We start from the raw sequence: 18,423 nt of genomic DNA on the forward strand, positions 1-18,423 counted from the left end.
TGGCAGACCGCCACGGGGTATCGAAAAGGACAATCATGAACGCCGGCGATCTCGGAATCCGCAACCTGGCCACTGCCCAGCAACTGCTGCTGGCGCCGTACGGGCTCGATGAAGCCAAGCTCCAGCGCGTGCTGGCCGACATCTTCACGCACAAGGTCGACTACGCCGACCTGTATTTCCAGCACACCCGCAACGAGGCCTGGAGCCTCGAGGAAGGCATCGTCAAGTCGGGCAGCTTCAGCATCGACCAGGGCGTTGGCGTGCGCGCCATCTCGGGCGACAAGACCGCCTTCGCATACTCCGACGACATCAGCCTGCCGGCCCTGAGCCAGGCCGCCGCGGCTACCCGCACGATCGGCAAGAGCGGCGGCGGGCGCGTCAAGGTGGCGGGCTCGCTCGCCTCGCACACGGGCCGCAACCTCTATGCGCCGAACGATCCGCTCGACTCGATGACCGCCACCGAGAAAGTGGCGCTGCTCGAGAAGATCGAAAAGCTGGCACGCGCCAAGGATCCGCGCGTGGTGCAGGTCATGGCCGGCCTTGCCGGAGAGTACGACGTGGTGCTGGTGGCGCGCAGCGACGGCGTGATCGCCGCCGACGTGCGTCCGCTGGTGCGCGTGTCCGTGACCGTCATCGCCGAACAGAACGGTCGGCGCGAGATCGGCTCCTCGGGCGGCGGCGGCCGCTATGCCTACGGCTACTTTACCGACGACCTGCTGCGCAAGTACGTGGACGAAGCGGTGTCGTCGGCGCTGGTCAACCTGGAGGCGCGTCCCGCCCCGGCTGGCGCGATGACCGTGGTGCTCGGACCGGGCTGGCCCGGCGTGCTGCTGCACGAGGCCGTGGGCCACGGCCTGGAGGGCGACTTCAACCGCAAGGGTTCCTCGGCGTTTGCCGGCCGCATGGGAGAGCGCGTGGCGGCCAAGGGCGTGACCGTGGTCGACGACGGCACCATCGCCAATCGCCGCGGATCGCTGAACCTCGATGACGAAGGCAACCCCACGCAGTGCACCACGCTGATCGAGGACGGCATCCTGCGCGGCTATATCCAGGACACGCTTAACGCGCGTCTGATGAAGATGCCGGTCACCGGCAACGCACGCCGCGAGAGCTACGCCGCGCTGCCGATGCCGCGCATGACCAACACCTACATGCTTAACGGCGACCGCGATCCGCAGGAAATCCTCGCCAGCGTCAAGCGCGGCCTCTATGCCGTGAACTTCGGCGGCGGTCAGGTCGACATCACCAACGGCAAGTTCGTGTTCTCGGCCAGCGAGGCATACATGATCGAGGACGGCAAGATCACGTATCCGGTCAAGGGCGCGACGCTGGTCGGCAATGGCCCCGAGTCGCTCAAGGACGTCACGATGATCGGCAACGACATGCGTCTGGATTCGGGCGTGGGCGTCTGCGGCAAGGAAGGCCAGAGCGTGCCGGTGGGCGTGGGTCAGCCAACGCTGCGGATCGAGAACATGACGGTGGGTGGCACGGCCTGACATCCGGAGTTCGCCCCTCTCCCGCCTGCGGGAGAGGGGCGCCTGGTCAAGACTACGGCCTCACCTCGTACACCAGATTGAACGGCGTCTGCGCCGTTCGGCGGAAGCTGCCAAAGCCGCCCTGCTCCGTCACACCACGCATGCGGACCTCACCGGCCTGCGCTCCCAGGCACATTGCCCCCTCCTGCGACCGCGATCCCGGCGTGCAAATGAATGTCGACGCCGAATAGAACACGCGCCCGATCGGATTGAGGTTGTCCTGCAGCCGGTCATTGGCAAACGGCTCCACAATCATCCAGCACCCGTCGGGCTTCAGCGATTCGCGGATGTGCCGCGCGGCGCCAACCGGGTCGCCCATGTCATGCAGGCAGTCGAAGACCGTCGCGAGGTCATATCCGCTACCGGGATAATCCTTGGCCGCCGCCACTTCGAACGTCACGCGGTTGCTCACGCCGGCACGTCTGGCAGACTCGATCGCATACCGGATCGACGGCTCGTGGTAGTCGAAGCCGCGAAACGTGGAAGCCGGATAGGCCTGCGCCATGATGATCGTCGAGGCGCCATGCCCGCACCCCACGTCAGCCACCATGCCCCCCGCCTTGAGCCGGGCGTCGATGCCTTCCAGCGACGGAATCCATTCGCCGACCAGATGTGCCGCGTAGCCGGGGCGGAAGAACCGCTCGGTACCATGGAACAGCGCCGGGTCGTGTTCGTGCCAGCCAAGCCCTCTGCCGTTATGGAAGATGTCGACCATCTTCGGAATCGCGCGAAACTGTGCCACCGCAATCTGGAATGCGCCGGGAATGAACGCGGGACTGCCCTCTTGCGCCAGCGCCAGCGCCTGTTCCTCGTTCAACGAGAAGCTGTCGGTGTCCGCGTCGTATTCGACGTAGCCGCTGGCGGCCTGCGCCGACAGCCACTCGCGCAGGTACCGCGCATCCGTGCGGGTTTTTGCCGCCAGCACGTCGGCGGTCATCGGTTTTTCGGCCAGCGCCTTGTACAGCCCAAGCTCGTCGCCCAACACCACCGTCGCCGCGTGCATCACGGCACCGATGTCATGGACGAATTTCTCCATGAAGGCATTCAGCCTTGCTTCATCGACTGGCATGATGGGTACCCTCCCTCCACCTTGTTCTTGTGATTCCACTATAGGAAGCATGGGTACTCTGCAATTGCTTAAATCTATCGATTGGCCGCTTGCCATCTTCCTTGAAAAGCGATATAAAGATGCTTCGTTGTCGTGCGAGCGGCGATTGCACCCCGTGGTTTTTCCCACGAGTGCGCAATAAAATGCCTTTTGATCGCGCACCGCAGCATAAATTTCACGCATTACCGCATAACCAACACAAGCTGACTACAGCCGATCCGATTTCCGCCATGTCCGCCAAGTTTTACTTTTACTTTTTTTGGCACCTCACACCGCTGGCGGATAGAGAGGGATAGCTGCAAGTAGCCCCGAATACTAAAAAAAGCCGCCAGCGACCCTGGCGGCTTTTTTTATCCCCGCCACCGCCGCAACGCAATTCCAGATCAGACTCACGACCTCACAAACCCGGAGCCATCATGCTGAAGAACACCGACGACCTGCGTATTCGAGAACTCAAGGAACTGCTGCCGCCCGCGCACCTGATCCGCGAGTTTGCTTGCTCGGAGGCTGCGTCCGACGTGATCTATGGCGCCCGCCAGGCCATGCATCGCATTCTGCACGGCATGGACGACCGCCTGATCGTCATCATCGGCCCGTGCTCGATTCACGACACGCGCGCGGCCCTGGAATACGCCAAGCTGCTCAAGGTGCAGCGCGACCGCTTCGCGGGCGAGCTCGAGATCGTGATGCGCGTCTACTTCGAAAAGCCGCGCACGACCGTGGGCTGGAAGGGCCTGATCAACGATCCGCACATGGATGGCAGCTTCAAGATCAACGACGGCCTGCGCACCGCCCGCGAGCTGCTGCTGAATATCAGCGAAATGGGTGTGCCGACGGGGACGGAATATCTGGACATGATCAGCCCGCAGTACATCGCCGATCTGGTGAGCTGGGGCGCGATCGGCGCGCGCACCACCGAGTCGCAGGTGCACCGCGAACTCGCTTCCGGACTGTCGTGCCCGGTCGGCTTCAAGAACGGCACCGACGGCAACGTGAAGATCGCCGTCGACGCGATCAAGGCCGCCTCGCAGCCCCACCATTTCCTGTCGGTAACCAAGGGCGGCCACTCGGCCATCGTGTCGACCTCGGGTAACGAGGACTGCCACATCATCCTGCGCGGCGGCAAGACACCGAACTACGACGCCGCCAGCGTGCAGGAAGCCTGCGACGCGATCTCGAAGTCCGGCCTGGCCGCACGCCTGATGATCGACGCCTCGCACGCCAACAGCAGCAAGAAACACGAGAACCAGATCCCGGTCTGCGAGGACATCGGCAAGCAGATCGCCGGCGGCGAGCAGCGCATCGTCGGCGTCATGGTGGAATCGCACCTGGTAGCCGGCCGACAGGACCATGTGCAGGGCACTCCGGTGGAGAACCTGACCTACGGCCAGTCGGTGACCGACGCCTGCATCGCCTGGGATGACTCCGTGGCCGTGCTGGAGACGCTGGCCAACGCCGTGAAACAGCGCCGTCTGGTGACCGGCAGCGGCAACTGATCCGCACTGCAGAACGAAAAAGCCGCTCATTCGAGCGGCTTTTTTTGCTTCGATTCCCTTGCGACGGAATCGAAGCGGCTGACGTCTTCCGACTTACTTCTTCAGCACCAGATCACCCGGCAGCGATTCGATATACGCGGCAATATCCTTCAACTCCTTGCGCGTAAACTCCCGTGGCTTGCCGTCCTTGCCGGTGACTGCCGGGTTGCTCTTGACCTGACCGGCCATGATCGCATTATTGCGGCCCACCAGCGGGTTGCCGCTGATCTGGTAGGACAACAGGGCGTGATAGATGTAGTCCTGGTGCTGGCCGGCCAGCTTCGGATAGTCCGGCGAGATCGGCGCGTTCAGATCCTTGCCGTGGCACGCCACGCATCCACCCTTTTCCACCAGCGCCTTGCCAGCGGCGATATCTGCCGCCGAGGCGGACATGGCAGTGGCGCCAAGCGCGACAGCACCCAGCGTGAACGAAACAGCTTTCAGCATCTTCATGGTCAGGGGCCTCTTACTTGAGCGGATTGTTCTGCGTGTCGCGCTTCTGCTGCGAGTAGTACGCAGCCACGGCGGCGATGTCCTTGTCGGACAGGCTGTCGGCAATCCCGCGCATGGTCGGATGCTTGCGATCACCCTTCTGGTAGCTCTTGAGCGCGTTCTCAATGTACTTGGCACTCTGGCCGCCAAGCATGGGCACCTGATATACCTCGGGGAACGATGCACGGTAGCCAGGAATGCCATGGCAGCCAATGCACATTGCGACCTTGTCCTTGGCGGCGTCCACGTTGCCCTTGTCCTGGGCCTGCGCAGCCGTTGCGGCCGCGCCCAACACCACCATCGTGAGGAGCTTTTTCATTGTCTTAGCTGAGTGGGAAGTGTTTAAACCGCGTGTGACTGCCCTGCAGGGCGAAACGGCTTTGGGAACGGGGATCTGAAATCGCGGTAAGTGCTGATGTGCCGCGGGTGCTTCCACACCATTCTGCAACCATCTCGCGCTGTCGCCGCCTCCCGGTGAACTGCCATGTCTCAGTGACAGAACTGCCGGGTATGAGGGGGAGATATTGTGACCAGGGGCGCGTCAAACCGGCGCATTGTACCGCAGCGTGCACGCGCCAGTCCACAGAACGGCCTTGGGGTGTCCCCCACTGAACGCGAATCCCGATCTGCTCTTATACTGGCCCATTCCGACCGAAATTCCGATTGTTCATGCCGGTTGTTGCCCGACCGGATCATTGGCCCTGAGTCATTGTTTCCGATTGTCTGCCAACCACGCCCCTTGCAATACGATCAGACCGCCCATGTCCACCACCGCCAACGCCAATCCGTCCCAGCAGGTCAAGTTCGAAGGTAGTGCCCAATACGTTGCCACCGACGATCTGAAGCTGGCCGTCAATGCCGCACGCACGCTGCAGCGCCCCCTGCTGATCAAGGGCGAGCCCGGCACGGGCAAGACCATGCTGGCTGAGGAAGTGGCCGCAGCACTGGGTATGCCGCTGTTGCAATGGCACATCAAGTCAACCACCAAAGCCCAGCAGGGCCTGTACGAATACGACGCCGTGTCGCGTCTGCGCGACTCCCAACTGGGCGACAACCGCGTGCACGACATCGCCAACTACATCGTCAAGGGCGTGCTCTGGCAGGCGTTCGAGGCCGACGAGCCCGTGGTGCTGCTGATCGACGAGATCGACAAGGCCGACATCGAATTCCCGAACGACCTGCTGCGCGAACTCGACCGCATGGAGTTCTACGTCTACGAGACGCGCGAACTGATCCAGGCGAAGCATCGCCCGCTGGTGATCATCACCTCGAACAACGAGAAGGAGCTGCCGGACGCCTTCCTGCGCCGCTGCTTCTTCCACTACATCAAGTTCCCGGATGCCGAGACGATGCAGCAGATCGTCGACGTCCACTACCCCGGCATCAAGCGCGAGCTGGTAGCGGCCGCGATGGAATCGTTCTACGAGATGCGCAACCTGCCGGGCCTGAAGAAGAAGCCGAGCACGTCGGAGCTGATCGACTGGCTCAAGCTGCTGATGGCCGAGGACATTCCCGCCGAGGCACTGCGCAGCCCGGACCGCAAGGCCGCGATCCCGCCGCTGCACGGCGCGCTGCTCAAGAACGAACAGGACGTGCACCTGTTCGAGCGTCTCGTGTTCATGAACCGCGCCAACCGCTGAGGACAGCACGATGTCGAGGTTCGTTCAACCCGTGACGCTGTCCGGCAGCCACGCCACGCTTGCACCGCTGTCGATGGACCATGCCGAAGGCCTGCGCGAAGCCGCGGCCGATGGCGAACTCCATCGGCTCTGGTACACCTCGGTGCCCTCGCCCGAAGGCATGGAAGCCGAGATCAAGCGCCGGCTCGACCTGCAGACGCAGGACTCGATGCAACCGTTCACCGTGCTCGATGCAGACGGCCGCCCGGCCGGCATGACCACGTACATGAACATCGACGGCAAGAACCGGCGGGTTGAAATCGGCTCGACATGGTACGCGCGGCGCGTGCAACGCACCGCGCTCAACACCGAATGCAAGCTGATGCTGCTGCGCCATGCGTTCGAGACGCTCGACTGCATCGCCGTGGAATTCCGTACGCACTGGATGAACCACCAGAGCCGCACCGCCATCGCACGCCTGGGCGCCAAGCAGGACGGCGTGCTCCGTAACCATCAACGCATGCCGGATGGCTCGTTCCGCGATACGGTCGTGTTCTCGATCATCGCCAGCGAATGGCCCACCGTGCGTGCGCACCTGCAGTTCCAGCTCGACCGCCCGCGCTGACCGGGGAGAGTTTCCCATGCTGATCGATTTCTTTTTCTCGCTGCGCCACGCCAAGCTGCCGGTATCGGTCAAGGAGTACCTGACGATGCTGGAAGCCCTGCGCGCGCAGGTTATCGCGCCGTCGATCGACGAGTTCTATTACCTGTCGCGCATGACGCTGGTAAAGGACGAGAAGCACTTCGACAAGTTCGACCAGACCTTCGCCGCTTACTTCAAGGGCGTGGAGAGCCTGATCGACTGGAAGAGCGACATCCCGCTCGACTGGTTGCAGAAGACGCTCGAGCGCGAGCTGTCGGCCGAGGAAAAGGCCAAGATCGAGGCCATGGGCGGCCTCGACAAGCTGATGGAACGCCTGAAGCAACTGCTCGAGGAGCAGAAGGAAAAGCACGAGGGCGGCAACAAGTGGATCGGCACGGGCGGCACCTCGCCGTTCGGTCACGGCGGCTACAACCCCGAGGGCATCCGCATCGGCGGCCCGTCCAAGGGCAACCGCACCGCGATCAAGGTGTGGGAGACGCGCGCGTACAAGGATTACGACGACCAGGTCGAACTCGGCACGCGCAACATCAAGGTGGCACTACGCCGCCTGCGCCGTTTCGCGCGCGAGGGCGCCGACACCGAACTCGATCTCGACGATACGATCCACTCCACCGCCGCCAACGCGGGGATGCTCGACATCAAGTTGCGGCCCGAGCGCCACAACAAGGTCAAGGTCCTGATGCTGATGGATGTCGGCGGCTCGATGGACGACCACATCAAGCGCGTGGAGGAACTGTTCTCGGCCACCAAGACCGAGTTCAAGCACCTCGAGTACTACTATTTCCACAACTGTCTCTACGACTATGTGTGGAAGAACAACCGCCGCCGCCATGCGGAGAAGATCGCCACGTGGGATCTCATTCACAAGTACACGCCGGACTACAAGGTGATCTTTGTCGGCGATGCGACGATGAGCCCCTATGAGATCCTGCAGCCGGGCGGCTCGGTCGAGTACAACAATGCCGAGGCCGGCGCCGTGTGGCTCAATCGCATGATCGAGCAGTTCCCGCGTTTCGTGTGGCTGAACCCCGAGCCGGAAGGCCTCTGGCAGTACCGCCAGTCGATCACCGTGATCAACCAGATCATGAAGAACCGCATGTATCCGGTCACGATCGCGGGGCTCGAGGCAGCGATGAAAGTGCTGTCGAAATAGAAATAGCGGATGCCATGCATCGACGTAGCGCCCGGAGTTAGCGCCTGGAATGAGCGCTTGCCGGGCCGCTACGCCACCACGTCGACACCCTCCATCAGCCAGGCCCGGAACGTCTGCAGCGCCGGCAGGTGAGCCTTCTGTTCCGGATAGCAGAGGTAATACCCCTTCTTGGCCAGCACGCGCGCGGCATGCGCCACCACCAGCGTGCCGGTGGCAATCTCCTCTTCGATCAGGCAGCGCGGAATCAGCGCGATGCCTAGCCCCGACACCGCCGCCTGCGTCAGCAACGAGAACTGATCAAAACGCGCCCCGCTCCATGCCTGGCGCGTGGACACCCCCAGTTCGGACAGCCAGTCTGGCCACGCCTCCGGCACCGTGGTGTGATGCAGCAGCGGATAACGCAGCAAACCCTCGGCTGATGCAACCGCGCCCCCAGGCTCCTGCGCGAGCAATCCCGGCCGGCACACCGGCAGCACTTCGCGTCCGGTCATGTAGTCGGCGAGGCTTCCCGGCCAGACGCCGTCGCCGAAGCGGATCGCCGCATCGAGATCAGGTTGGGAAAAATCGTAGCCCTGCGCATGGGGAACGAACTCCAGCGTGACTTCGGGATGCCGGGCGAAAAACTGCGGCAGCCGCGGAATCAGCCACTTGGCGCCGAGTGTCGGCATGCTGGCGATATGCAGGATGCCGCCCCGCCCCTTGCGCGCGATCAGCTCCACGCTGGCCGCCTCGATCTCGTTCAGGCTCGGCCGGATGCGCTCCAGATAGCGCTCCCCCGCGCCGGTCAGCATCAGGCGCTGGCGTACGCGCTCGAACAGTTCGACACCCAGGAACGCCTCGAGACTGCGCACCTGCTTGCTAACCGCCCCCTGTGTGACGTGGAGCTCCCGGGCTGCCAGCGTGAAGCTGTTGTGCCGCGCAGCGGCTTCGAATGCCTGCAATTCCGTCAGCGACGGACATAAGCGTCGCATAGGTCACCTCTAATTCAATACCATTTGGAATGACCTGGGGATTTTATTTCGTTTGCAAGCATCTTGCATCGGCAAGCAGAATCATGAGAGCCAAAGAATTCAGCTTTTGCTGAGTTCCGCTCCCTGAATCCCCACCGGAATCCCGACGATGCAACGCCGTCCCCTGCTCAAGATCCTCGCCGCCGCCACCGCCTTCGCGGCCGCCGGCCTGACCCTGCCCGCCCTGGCGCAAGGCACGTACCCGACCAAGCCCATCACGCTCGTCGTGCCGTTCCCGGCTGGCGGCACCACCGACATCGTCGCGCGTATCGTCGCCGACAAGCTCGGCCAGCAACTGGGCCAGGCCGTGGTGGTGGACAACCGCGGCGGCGCCGGCGGCAGCATCGGCACCGGCTACCTGGCCAAGGCCACGCCGGACGGCTACACGCTCGGCATCGCCACGGCATCGACGCACGGCATCAACCCGGCCGTGTACCCGCGCCTGCAATACGACGCCACCAAGGACTTCACGCCGATCACGAACCTGGCCTCCGTGCCGAACGTGATGAGCATCAACCCGAACGTGAAGGCCACCGACATGAAGTCGTTCATCGCGCTGGCCAAATCGGAACCGAACAAGATCGCCTACGGCTCGGCCGGCAACGGCAGCGTGTCGCACATGATGGGCGAGCTGTTCAAGATGAGCAGCAAGACCGAACTGCTGCACGTGCCCTACAAGGGCGTGGGCCCCGCGCTGAACGATGCGCTGGCCGGCCAGGTGCAGGTGCTGTTCGACAACCTGCCGTCGTCGCTGCCGTTCATCGAAGGCGGCAAGCTGCGCGCGCTGGCCGTGGCTGCGCCGAAGCGCGTGGCCGCGCTGCCGAACGTCCCGACCTTCGCCGAACTGGGGCTGCCCGAAGTCAATGACGCCGCATGGTTCGGGCTGATCGCCCCGGCCAAGCTGCCCGCCGACATCCAGGCCAAGCTGAACGCCGCCGCCATCAAGGTGCTGGCCATGCCGGACGTGCGCGCCAAGCTCGAGAAACTCGGCGCCACGCCGGTGGGCGACACGCCGCAGCACTTCGCGCAGCAGATCGCCACCGAAGTGGCCAAGAACAAGCGCGTGGCCGCTGCCGCCAAGATCTCCCTGGACTAATTACGGACCGGTAACCCAGCATGACCGAAGCAGACCGAAAGACCGCGGAAAGCCCGTACTTCCTGCACATGCCGGAAGGCGAGTGCGGCCCGCTCTTTCTTGATTCCCCCCATAGCTGCACCACGTACCCGGCGGACTTCCGCTTCGCCGGCAACCTGCCCCTGCCGCTGCTGCGGCAGGCGGAAGACACGTTCGTGGACGAGCTCTATGCCGACGCGCCCGCGCGCGGCATCCCGCTGCTCTGCGCGGGCTTTCCGCGCAGCTACCTGGACGCCAATCGCAGCCTCGAGGAAATCGACGAAGCCCTGCTCGACACGCCATGGCCCGGCGCCAAGCAGGAAACTTCGAAGACGCGCCTCGGCAAGGGCCTGGTCTGGCGCGTGCTGGACACCGGCGAGCCGATCTACGATCGCAAGCTCGGCGTGGCCGAACTGCAGGCGCGCATCGACAACTACTACCTGCCCTACTACGCGCAGTTGCAGCGACTGTCCGACCAGGCCGTCGCCCGCCACGGCCGCGTGTGGCACATCAACTGCCACTCGATGCCGAGCGAGGCCGCGCAATACGCGACCGAGCACCCGGGCCTGCAGCATCCGGACTTCGTGGTGGGTGACCGCGACGGCACGACTTGCGACACGCGCTTCACCGATCGCGTGGAGAGCGTACTCAAGGAAATGGGCTACGGCGTGTGGCGCAACCATCCCTACAAGGGCGTGGAAATCGTGCGCGTGGTAGGTCAGCCCCAGGCCAACCGCCACAGCCTGCAGCTGGAGGTCAACCGGAAGCTGTACATGGATGAAGTCGGCCTGACGCACAGCGCCGGGTTCGACAAGCTCAAGCGCGACCTCAACGCGCTGATGGACGAGCTGCTGCGCTTCGCGCGCACGATCTGACCGACGGATCAAAGGGCTGCCGCAATGGCGCCCTGCCCCGAGGCACGCAGCACGCGTGCCTCGGGGTTCGCCAGAGTTGCGTGACTCGGCAATTCTCTGCTATCGCACACACCCAAATCCACGGGGATCGCGACGGTTGCGAGCAATTAGAATGAAGGGTAACAACATTTAGGAACTTTGCCGCGGGGGATTCCTCTATCATGGCAATCCTTCACTAACCCCTCCTTGCTTCACCGAGCAAAGACGACCCCGTGATCCGACGAATTTCCGAACTGTTCGGCAGCCGGCTGCGTATGCTGTCTGCCGCAGTGGCCGGTGCGATCGCACTCGCCGGTTGCGCCACCGCACCGACGGACGAGACCGCAGCCGTGGCTGGCCAGCCCGGCTCGCCCGCTGCCAGCACCGCCACCCCCGTAGCCCCCGGCCCCGCCTCGGCGACGGCCGCCAAGACCCCGACCACCAACGGCAAGAGTCCGCCCACGACGACAGTCACGCTGCCCGACAGGGGCCGCGTGAGCTTGGCCGAATATCGCGCGCAAATGCGTGATCAGTTGATGAAGACGGAGAATGCATCGGCCGACGTGGCCGATTGCGCCGCGCACGCCAGCTGGGTGGTGCCGCGGTCGGCGACTTATGACGCGCTGAAGATCCCCACGGGCGCGCTCGCCCAGGATCAGGCCACCGAGGAGCGCTGGGAAAGCCGGTTCTCGCCGGGCAAGCAGTCCGTCGTCGTCAGCTCCGTCGTGACGTTCGCTGCCAGCGCGCACCGCCGCTCGGGGGAACCGCAATGGCAACCGGTCAAGGTCCGCTGCGGCTACGACAACGGCATGATGCTCGCGTACGAACTGCTCAACAGCAGCGGCGAAACGATCAGCGAACCGGCTGCGGCACCCGCCGTGGCCACGTCGCACTCGAAGAAGAAAAAAGGCAAGAGCACCGCCAAGGCTTCGACGTCGTCGAAGTCCAGCAAGGCAAGCTCGACGTCCAAATCGACATCGTCTTCGAAGAGCACATCTTCCAAGACGACAACCAAGAAGAAGCAGTAAGGCCCTGCGCCGACTGCGACTGAGACGCAGGCCCGCCTCCCTCTCCCGCTTGCGGGAAAGGGAGCGCTTGGCGCTTCAAACCCTGATCACGTCCGTCAGCCCAGATACTCCAGCACCGCCTGCAGCATCGACGTACCAAGCAGGCCGCTCTTCGCACCGTTCCAGCCCAGCACCGGGTCTGGCAGGTCGGCGTTGTCCTTGAACGGCATCTCCAGCGTCAGGGCCAGGCAGCCGAAGGTATGGCCGATGTACTTCGAGGCAAGCTTCAGTGCGTCCGCGTTGTACTTGCTTGCAGCGTAGCCGTGCACGTCCTGGAAGTCCGGCGTGGCCCGCTTGAACGCCTCGATGAAGCGCGACTGCTGGTCGCGCTGGGCTGCGGTAAAGCCAGGAAGCATCTCGCTGCCGGCTACGAAGTTGTACGGCAGCGCCTCGTCACCATGAATGTCGAAGAACAGATCGACACCAGTGGCTTCGATCGCCCGGCGCACGTGGTACACCTCGGGGCTCGTCTCGAGGCTCGGCTGCATCCATTCGCGATTGAGGTTGGCGCCCGCGGCATTCGTGCGCAGGTTGCCGCGCGCCGAACCATCCGGATTCATGTTCGGCACGATATGGAACACGGCGCGATCGAGCAGCTTGCGCGCCACCGGATCGCCCGCCCACATGCCGGTGCCCGTCAGGCGCTGCAGCACGCCTTCGCAGAACCACTCCGCCATGCTTTCGCCCGGATGCTGGCGCGCGATCATCCAGACCGTATTCTTGCCCGGCCCTGGCTGACCCAGCGTCACGCAGGTCAGGTCGCGCCCATCGACGGTGCTGCCAAGGTGCGACAGCTTCGCCAGCGGCGAACGCTGGCAGGAGGCCAGCAGCGAAAGGTGCCGCTCCTCGGGATACGGTTCGAAATACGCAAACCAGACGCTGTCGTGTTCGGGCTTGAAGTCGACGGTCATGGTGGTGCCGTCGTAGCGCGTCGGCACGCGGAACCAGTAGGCCCGGTCATAGGAGGCCACGACGCTGTAGTCACGCCAGCCGTCCGGATAGGTGCATTCGCCCGCGTTCAGGAACTGGAGCCTGCAGGCCTGCCCGGCCGTGCCCTGCAGCCGGAAATGGAACCACTGGCGAAAATCGGCGTGCGAATCGGCGCGGATACGCAGGCGGATGTCGTCGGCACGATCGAGGGCTTCGACTTCGATCGCACCCGAATCGAACAGCGTGGAGATATGCAGCGCTGAGGTCATGAAGTAGCTCCTTGGTTCTCAGTCTTCCAGACGGCGGCGGAATACCCAGCGGGCATCGTCCGACGCGGCCTTGTCGAAGGCGTAGCCGTCTTCGTTGAAGCGCTTCAGTTGCGCGGGATCCGTCACGCGATGCGTGACCGCGTAACGGGCCATCGTGCCACGCGCGCGCTTGGCGTGGAACGAGATGATCTTGTAGCGGCCGCCCTTCCAGTCCTCGAACACGGGCGTGATCACGCGTGCGGCCAGCACCTTCGGGCGCACCACCTTGAAATATTCTTCGGACGCCAGGTGCACCAGCGTCTGCGAGCCCTCGTGCTTGAGCTCGGCCATGTCCTTGTTGATCAACTGCGTGACGTCGTCGCCCCAGAACGCGTAGAGGTCCTTGCCGGCGGCGTTGTCGAGCCGCGTGCCCATTTCCAGGCGATACGGCTGCATCCAGTCCATCGGCCGGAGCACGCCGTAGAGGCCGGACAGGATGCGGATGTGCTTCTGCGCGAAGGCAAGGTCGTCGGTCGACAGCGTCTTCGCATCGAGGCCGTCGTAGACATCGCCATTGAAGGCCAGCACGGCCTGCTTGCTGTTGGCCGTCGTGAACTCGGGCGACCAGTCGGCGTAACGCGTGACATTGAGCACCGCGAGCTTGTCGGAAATATCCATCAGCGACGCCACATCCTGCGGGGCCAGCTTGCGCAGGCGCTCGATCAGCGTGGCCGAGCGGTCGATGAAACGCGGTAGCGTATGGGTCTTGACGCGTGGGGGTGTCTCGTAGTCCAGGGACTTGGCGGGAGACAGGACGATGAGCATGGCAAAATCGCGGGCAGAAACAAAGACCAGATTGTAGCGAATGCACACCACCCACACCGGCCACGATGCCAACTCCAGCACCGACCCCGATGCCGGCGCCCTCTCCGTCACTTCCGCACCCCGGGTAGTCCTTGACTCCAATATCTGGGTAGACCTGCTGGTCTTCCGCGACCCGCATGTGGAGCCGATCCGGGCCGCGCTGGCAGCCGGCGCCATCGCCCCGGTGATCCGGGCCGACTGCCGAGAGGAGTTGCGCCGGGTGCTGGCCTATCCCCAGTTCGCCCGCTTTGCCGTCGATATCGACGCGGCGCTCGCGGAGGTCGACCGCTTCACCACGTTAGAACCGGCGCCCACCCAGGAAGACGCCGACGCGATCCGCCTGCCCAAGTGCAAGGACACCGACGACCAGAAGTTCATCGAACTCGCCCATTTCTCGCGCGCGGCGCTGCTGGTGTCCAAGGACAAGGCCGTGCTCAAGCTCCGCAGCCGCCTGCGCCGCTCCAGCGGGGTGGAAGTGCTGCCGCCGCTGGCATTCGGCGGCTGGCTGGCGGCATGGGTGCCGCCCGATGATCGCGGCTAGAATGTCGCTCTGGCTGATTGCCCCGCTTCTACTCTTTCAAGCTCCGTCATGGCTGAATCCAATCTCGCCCCGCTGAATCCGCCTCCGTCGCGCCTACCCAAGGTGGGCACCACGATCTTTACCGTGATGTCGGCGCTGGCGGCCGAAAAGAACGCCGTCAATCTCGGTCAGGGCTTCCCGGATTTCGACTGCGACCCGCGCATCGTCGATGCCGTGACACACGCAATGCGCACCGGTCACAACCAGTACCCGCCAATGGCCGGTGTGCCGCAACTGCGCCAGGCCATCGCCGCCAAGATCGCGAAGCTGTACGAACACACCTACGACTGGAATACCGAGATCACGGTGACCGCGGGCGCCACGCAGGGCCTGCTGACCGCCATCCTCTGCGCGGTGCATCCGGGTGACGAAGTGATCGTGCTGGAACCGTGCTACGACAGCTATCTGCCTGCGATCGAACTGGCCGGCGCGACGGCCGTGCCCGTGACGCTGGAAGCGCCGCTGTTCCGCATTCCGTTCGACAAGCTGGCCGCCGCGATCACGCCGCGCACGCGCATGATCATGATCAACACCCCGCACAACCCGACGGGCACGATCTGGCGCGAAGAGGACATGCAGCAACTGGCCGACCTGCTGGCCGGCACCGACATCCTGCTGCTGTCCGACGAGGTCTACGAACACATGGTCTACGATGGCCAGCGGCACGAGTCGGTGGCTCGCCATCCCGAACTGGCGCGACGCAGCTTTGTCGTGTCGAGTTTCGGCAAGACCTATCACGTGACGGGCTGGAAGGTCGGCTTCGTGGCCGCCCCGGCCGCGCTGTCTAACGAATTCCGCAAGGTCCACCAGTTCAACGTGTTCACGGTGAACACGCCGGTGCAGTACGGGCTGGCGGATTACATGGCCGATCCGGCTCCGTATCTGAACCTCTCCGGGTTCTACCAGGCCAAGCGCGACTACTTCCGCGCCGGTCTGGCCGGCACGCGCTTCAAGCTTCTGCCATCGGACGGCACCTACTTCCAGTGCGTCGACTACTCGGCGATCTCCGATATGAGCGAGGCCGATTTCTCGATGTGGCTCACGCGCGAAATCGGCGTTGCCGCGATTCCGGTCTCGGCGTTCTACTCCACGCCGCGTGAATCGGGTGTCGTGCGCTTCTGTTTCGCGAAGAAGGAAGAGACGCTGAAGCTGGCGCTGGATCGTCTGGCAAAGCTCTGATCCGAATCGGAGGTTTGCGCGCCCCACCCCCACAACGTGGAAGTGGGGGGATCACCCTGCTTACTTGTTCCGGGCGACCATCTGTTCCAGATTCACCTTGCGATCCGCGTTGACCTTCTGCACGGACGGACGCTCGGCCATCGCCTTCAGGTAGTCCTTGGCCGGCAGTCCGGCCAGCAGGTCTTCGCCGTAGATGATCTTCGTGCACGACGAGATCAGCGGCAGGTGGCAGATAGCGGCGCAATCGGCCAGCGTGAAGGTATCCCCCGCGATGTAGGGCGAGAACTTCGCCAGTTTCGCGAAGCCGGGGATGTACCGGTCGAGCAGCTTGCGCTGGCGCTCCTTGACGCTGTCGCTGACCTTGCCGCCAAAGAACGCTTCCGGGTAGAGTTCACGCGCGGTCAGTTCCAGGTACAACTCCAGAAACGTGATGACCTCGCGTACCTTGGCAGCCTGATAAGGGTCTTTCGGCAGCAGCGGCGACCCCGGATAGGCCGCCTCGATATACTCGTCGATCACCTCGGACTCGCACAGCGGGCCTGCATCGGTGATGATGTAGGGGACCTTGCCGAGCGGCGAGGCCTGCAGGTCGGTCTGCCCCAGCCAGGCCAGCACTTCCTCGAATGGCTGGTTCTTCTCCAGCATCGCCAGCTTGACCTTGTTGTAGTAGTTGCTGGCCGCAAAGCCGCAGAGCTTCAGCATGTTGTCTCTCTCCGTAGTAGTGTGAGATCGTCGGAGTCGACCCGGAGTCGCCTCATCGTTCCCCGCACTGCCGTTTCTGTCCGATCAGCGCACGCGGCGTGCGCGCCCCGTCTGTCGCGGCAAGTGCAAAAAACGTACGATCGTGCTAATTTAACCACATCTTTTTTGGACGAACGATGAGCAATTCCACCATCCAAACGCTCGGCATCGTCGGCACGGGCGCCATGGGCCGAGGCATCGCCCAGATCGCCGCGCAGGCTGGCCTGACCGTCAACCTGTTCGACACGAATGCCCAGGCCGTGGCGGCAGCACGCCAGTATCTGCAGGATACCTTCACCAAGCTGGCCGAGAAAGGCAAGATGAGCGCCGCCGACGGCGAGGCCGCGCTGGCCCGCGTGAAGGCCTGCGCCGCGCTGGAAGACCTGGCCGCGTGCGACATGGTGCTGGAAGCCATCGTCGAGAGGCTCGAGGTCAAGCGTGACCTGGTGGCCAAGCTCGAAGCCGTCGTGCGCGAAGATGCCGTGATCGCGTCGAACACTTCGTCGCTGTCGATCACGGCCATTGCCGTGGGCGCGAAGAAGCCCGGTCGCGTAGTCGGCTATCACTTCTTCAATCCGGTGCCGCTGATGAAGGTGGTGGAAGTCGTGGATGGCATCTCGGGCGACCCGGCCGTGGGCGACCGCCTGATGGAACTGTCGCGCCGCATGGGCCATACGCCGGTGCGCTGCAAGGACATGCCCGGCTTCATCGTCAATCACGCCGGCCGCGGCATGAACATCGAAGGGCTCAAGGTTGCGCAGGAAGGCGTGGCCGAGTTCGTCGACATCGACAACATCATGCGCGAGCAGGCTGGCTTCCGCATGGGCCCGTTCGAGCTGATGGACCTGACCGGTCTTGACGTGTCGCACCCGGTGATGGAGTCGATCTACAACCAGTTCTACCAGGAGCCCCGTTACCGTCCGTCGCCGATCACGTCGCTGCGTTCGGTCGGTGGCCTGCTCGGCCGCAAGACCGGCGCGGGCTTCTACGCCTACCCCAACGGCCAGAAGCAGGTACCCGCCGCCGCGCCGGTGCCGGCTGCGCGCCCTGCCAGCGTGTGGGTGAGCCGCGCCAACGAGCGTGGCCATGCGATGACCGTCAAGCTGCTGACCGCCCTGGGTGTCACGGTCGAGGCTGGCAACCAACCGCCGGCTGACGCGCTGATCGTGGTGACGCCGCTGGGTCTGGACGCAACCACCGCTGCACTCGAGGAAGGCCTTGACGCCACGCGCGTGGTGGCCATCGACACCCTGATGCCGTTCGAAGCCACCAAGCGCCGCACGCTGATGACCACGCCGGCCACCAGCGCCGCCGCACGCGACGCCGCGCACGGCCTGTTCGCCAGCGACGGCGTGCCGGTGACGGTGATTCGCGATTCGGCCGGATTCGTCGCACAGCGCGTGATCAGCTGCATCGTCAACATCGCCAGCGACATCGCGCAGCAACGCATCGCCACCCCGACCGATATCGACCTGGCCGTGCACCTGGGCCTGGGCTATCCGAAGGGCCCGCTGGCACTCGGCGATACGATCGGCGCCGATCTGATCCTTGAAGTCCTCCGCAACCTGAACCGCCTGACCGGCGACATGCGCTACCGCCCGAGCCCGTGGCTGTGGCGCCGCGCCGGACTTGGCCTGTCGTTGCTGACCGAAGAAGCCTGACCCCACGCAGGCGCCCCGACGAGACACGGG

Annotated in this window: 18 protein-coding genes; 11 read left to right on the forward strand and 7 right to left on the reverse strand. The window is 64.1% G+C overall.

What is annotated here, in order from left to right:
• The first annotated feature begins 35 nt into the window (after nt 1-35).
• Complete coding sequence (gene tldD / locus RN01_RS12000) at nt 36-1,496, forward strand: metalloprotease TldD (RefSeq protein ID WP_017515195.1); 1,461 nt, start codon at nt 36-38, stop codon at nt 1,494-1,496.
• A 52-nt stretch (nt 1,497-1,548) separates the two neighbouring features.
• Here the strand turns inward: tldD and RN01_RS12005 are convergent, their stop codons facing one another.
• Nucleotides 1,549-2,604, reverse strand: coding sequence for a class I SAM-dependent methyltransferase (locus RN01_RS12005; protein WP_017515196.1), 1,056 nt, complete (start codon nt 2,602-2,604; stop codon nt 1,549-1,551).
• 455 nt (nt 2,605-3,059) lie between these two features.
• Between RN01_RS12005 and aroG the strand changes: the two genes are divergently transcribed.
• Complete coding sequence (aroG, locus tag RN01_RS12010; RefSeq protein ID WP_011515790.1) at nt 3,060-4,139, forward strand: 3-deoxy-7-phosphoheptulonate synthase AroG; 1,080 nt, start codon at nt 3,060-3,062, stop codon at nt 4,137-4,139.
• Nucleotides 4,140-4,232: 93 nt separating this feature from the next.
• On the opposite strand, the gene RN01_RS12015 is transcribed toward aroG, so the two are convergent.
• Complete coding sequence (locus RN01_RS12015; RefSeq protein WP_017511977.1) at nt 4,233-4,631, reverse strand: c-type cytochrome; 399 nt, start codon at nt 4,629-4,631, stop codon at nt 4,233-4,235.
• A 13-nt stretch (nt 4,632-4,644) separates the two neighbouring features.
• Nucleotides 4,645-4,989, reverse strand: a complete 345-nt coding sequence (locus tag RN01_RS12020) for a cytochrome c (protein ID WP_008641741.1) — start codon at nt 4,987-4,989, stop codon at nt 4,645-4,647.
• Between the two features lie 442 nt (nt 4,990-5,431).
• Between RN01_RS12020 and RN01_RS12025 the strand changes: the two genes are divergently transcribed.
• The 3 genes from RN01_RS12025 to RN01_RS12035 are packed head-to-tail and all read left to right on the forward strand — an operon-like array spanning nt 5,432 to nt 8,106.
• On the forward strand, nt 5,432-6,310 hold the full coding sequence (locus RN01_RS12025; protein ID WP_008641739.1) for a MoxR family ATPase: 879 nt from the start codon (nt 5,432-5,434) through the stop codon (nt 6,308-6,310).
• Between the two features lie 10 nt (nt 6,311-6,320).
• Nucleotides 6,321-6,914 carry a GNAT family N-acetyltransferase gene (locus RN01_RS12030; RefSeq protein WP_008641736.1) on the forward strand — a complete coding sequence of 198 codons (594 nt, stop codon included), beginning with the start codon at nt 6,321-6,323 and terminating at the stop codon, nt 6,912-6,914.
• A gap of 16 nt (nt 6,915-6,930) precedes the next feature.
• On the forward strand, nt 6,931-8,106 hold the full coding sequence (locus RN01_RS12035; RefSeq protein ID WP_008641734.1) for a VWA domain-containing protein: 1,176 nt from the start codon (nt 6,931-6,933) through the stop codon (nt 8,104-8,106).
• Nucleotides 8,107-8,174: 68 nt separating this feature from the next.
• Here RN01_RS12035 and RN01_RS12040 read toward each other — a convergent pair whose 3' ends face one another.
• Nucleotides 8,175-9,077: a LysR family transcriptional regulator gene (locus tag RN01_RS12040; protein WP_024569128.1), complete on the reverse strand. Its 903-nt coding sequence runs from the start codon at nt 9,075-9,077 to the stop codon at nt 8,175-8,177.
• Between the two features lie 148 nt (nt 9,078-9,225).
• On the opposite strand from RN01_RS12040, the gene RN01_RS12045 reads away from it, so the two are divergent.
• From RN01_RS12045 to RN01_RS12055, 3 genes are all read left to right on the forward strand, one after another.
• Nucleotides 9,226-10,212 (forward strand): tripartite tricarboxylate transporter substrate binding protein, encoded by a 987-nt coding sequence (locus tag RN01_RS12045; protein ID WP_017511975.1) that lies wholly within the window; start codon nt 9,226-9,228, stop codon nt 10,210-10,212.
• A 20-nt stretch (nt 10,213-10,232) separates the two neighbouring features.
• Entirely contained in the window at nt 10,233-11,105 is an 873-nt protein-coding gene (locus RN01_RS12050) for an N-formylglutamate amidohydrolase (RefSeq protein ID WP_017511974.1), read from the forward strand.
• Between the two features lie 251 nt (nt 11,106-11,356).
• Nucleotides 11,357-12,151 (forward strand): BspC domain-containing protein, encoded by a 795-nt coding sequence (locus RN01_RS12055; RefSeq protein WP_017511973.1) that lies wholly within the window; start codon nt 11,357-11,359, stop codon nt 12,149-12,151.
• A 95-nt stretch (nt 12,152-12,246) separates the two neighbouring features.
• On the opposite strand, the gene RN01_RS12060 is transcribed toward RN01_RS12055, so the two are convergent.
• Both RN01_RS12060 and yaaA read right to left on the reverse strand, forming a co-directional pair.
• Nucleotides 12,247-13,389 carry a M14-type cytosolic carboxypeptidase gene (locus tag RN01_RS12060; protein WP_024569126.1) on the reverse strand — a complete coding sequence of 381 codons (1,143 nt, stop codon included), beginning with the start codon at nt 13,387-13,389 and terminating at the stop codon, nt 12,247-12,249.
• An 18-nt stretch (nt 13,390-13,407) separates the two neighbouring features.
• Nucleotides 13,408-14,193: a peroxide stress protein YaaA gene (yaaA, locus tag RN01_RS12065; protein WP_024569125.1), complete on the reverse strand. Its 786-nt coding sequence runs from the start codon at nt 14,191-14,193 to the stop codon at nt 13,408-13,410.
• Between the two features lie 40 nt (nt 14,194-14,233).
• Here yaaA and RN01_RS12070 point away from each other — a divergent pair, with 40 nt between their 5' ends.
• Both RN01_RS12070 and RN01_RS12075 read left to right on the forward strand, forming a co-directional pair.
• Nucleotides 14,234-14,773, forward strand: a complete 540-nt coding sequence (locus RN01_RS12070; RefSeq protein WP_017511969.1) for a putative toxin-antitoxin system toxin component, PIN family — start codon at nt 14,234-14,236, stop codon at nt 14,771-14,773.
• A 48-nt stretch (nt 14,774-14,821) separates the two neighbouring features.
• Nucleotides 14,822-15,991, forward strand: a complete 1,170-nt coding sequence (locus tag RN01_RS12075) for a pyridoxal phosphate-dependent aminotransferase (protein ID WP_017511968.1) — start codon at nt 14,822-14,824, stop codon at nt 15,989-15,991.
• Between the two features lie 60 nt (nt 15,992-16,051).
• On the opposite strand, the gene RN01_RS12080 is transcribed toward RN01_RS12075, so the two are convergent.
• Nucleotides 16,052-16,693, reverse strand: a complete 642-nt coding sequence (locus RN01_RS12080; protein WP_017511967.1) for a glutathione S-transferase — start codon at nt 16,691-16,693, stop codon at nt 16,052-16,054.
• Nucleotides 16,694-16,869: 176 nt separating this feature from the next.
• On the opposite strand from RN01_RS12080, the gene RN01_RS12085 reads away from it, so the two are divergent.
• Nucleotides 16,870-18,393, forward strand: a complete 1,524-nt coding sequence (locus RN01_RS12085; RefSeq protein ID WP_024569124.1) for a 3-hydroxyacyl-CoA dehydrogenase — start codon at nt 16,870-16,872, stop codon at nt 18,391-18,393.
• Nucleotides 18,394-18,423 lie beyond the last annotated feature (30 nt).

The sequence above is a fragment of the Cupriavidus sp. SHE genome, from assembly GCF_000812445.1.
In the GTDB taxonomy this organism is placed as follows: domain Bacteria; phylum Pseudomonadota; class Gammaproteobacteria; order Burkholderiales; family Burkholderiaceae; genus Cupriavidus; species Cupriavidus metallidurans.

Bases quoted from the DNA above. Each gene is read 5' to 3' on its own strand.
- tldD (WP_017515195.1), top strand. From the start codon at position 36: ATGAACGCCGGCGATCTCGGAATCCGCAACCTGGCCACTGCCCAGCAA.
- RN01_RS12005 (WP_017515196.1), bottom strand. From the start codon at position 2,604: ATGCCAGTCGATGAAGCAAGGCTGAATGCCTTCATGGAGAAATTCGTC.
- aroG (WP_011515790.1), top strand. From the start codon at position 3,060: ATGCTGAAGAACACCGACGACCTGCGTATTCGAGAACTCAAGGAACTG.
- RN01_RS12015 (WP_017511977.1), bottom strand. From the start codon at position 4,631: ATGAAGATGCTGAAAGCTGTTTCGTTCACGCTGGGTGCTGTCGCGCTT.
- RN01_RS12020 (WP_008641741.1), bottom strand. From the start codon at position 4,989: ATGAAAAAGCTCCTCACGATGGTGGTGTTGGGCGCGGCCGCAACGGCT.
- RN01_RS12025 (WP_008641739.1), top strand. From the start codon at position 5,432: ATGTCCACCACCGCCAACGCCAATCCGTCCCAGCAGGTCAAGTTCGAA.
- RN01_RS12030 (WP_008641736.1), top strand. From the start codon at position 6,321: ATGTCGAGGTTCGTTCAACCCGTGACGCTGTCCGGCAGCCACGCCACG.
- RN01_RS12035 (WP_008641734.1), top strand. From the start codon at position 6,931: ATGCTGATCGATTTCTTTTTCTCGCTGCGCCACGCCAAGCTGCCGGTA.
- RN01_RS12040 (WP_024569128.1), bottom strand. From the start codon at position 9,077: ATGCGACGCTTATGTCCGTCGCTGACGGAATTGCAGGCATTCGAAGCC.
- RN01_RS12045 (WP_017511975.1), top strand. From the start codon at position 9,226: ATGCAACGCCGTCCCCTGCTCAAGATCCTCGCCGCCGCCACCGCCTTC.
- RN01_RS12050 (WP_017511974.1), top strand. From the start codon at position 10,233: ATGACCGAAGCAGACCGAAAGACCGCGGAAAGCCCGTACTTCCTGCAC.
- RN01_RS12060 (WP_024569126.1), bottom strand. From the start codon at position 13,389: ATGACCTCAGCGCTGCATATCTCCACGCTGTTCGATTCGGGTGCGATC.
- yaaA (WP_024569125.1), bottom strand. From the start codon at position 14,193: ATGCTCATCGTCCTGTCTCCCGCCAAGTCCCTGGACTACGAGACACCC.
- RN01_RS12070 (WP_017511969.1), top strand. From the start codon at position 14,234: ATGCACACCACCCACACCGGCCACGATGCCAACTCCAGCACCGACCCC.
- RN01_RS12075 (WP_017511968.1), top strand. From the start codon at position 14,822: ATGGCTGAATCCAATCTCGCCCCGCTGAATCCGCCTCCGTCGCGCCTA.
- RN01_RS12080 (WP_017511967.1), bottom strand. From the start codon at position 16,693: ATGCTGAAGCTCTGCGGCTTTGCGGCCAGCAACTACTACAACAAGGTC.
- RN01_RS12085 (WP_024569124.1), top strand. From the start codon at position 16,870: ATGAGCAATTCCACCATCCAAACGCTCGGCATCGTCGGCACGGGCGCC.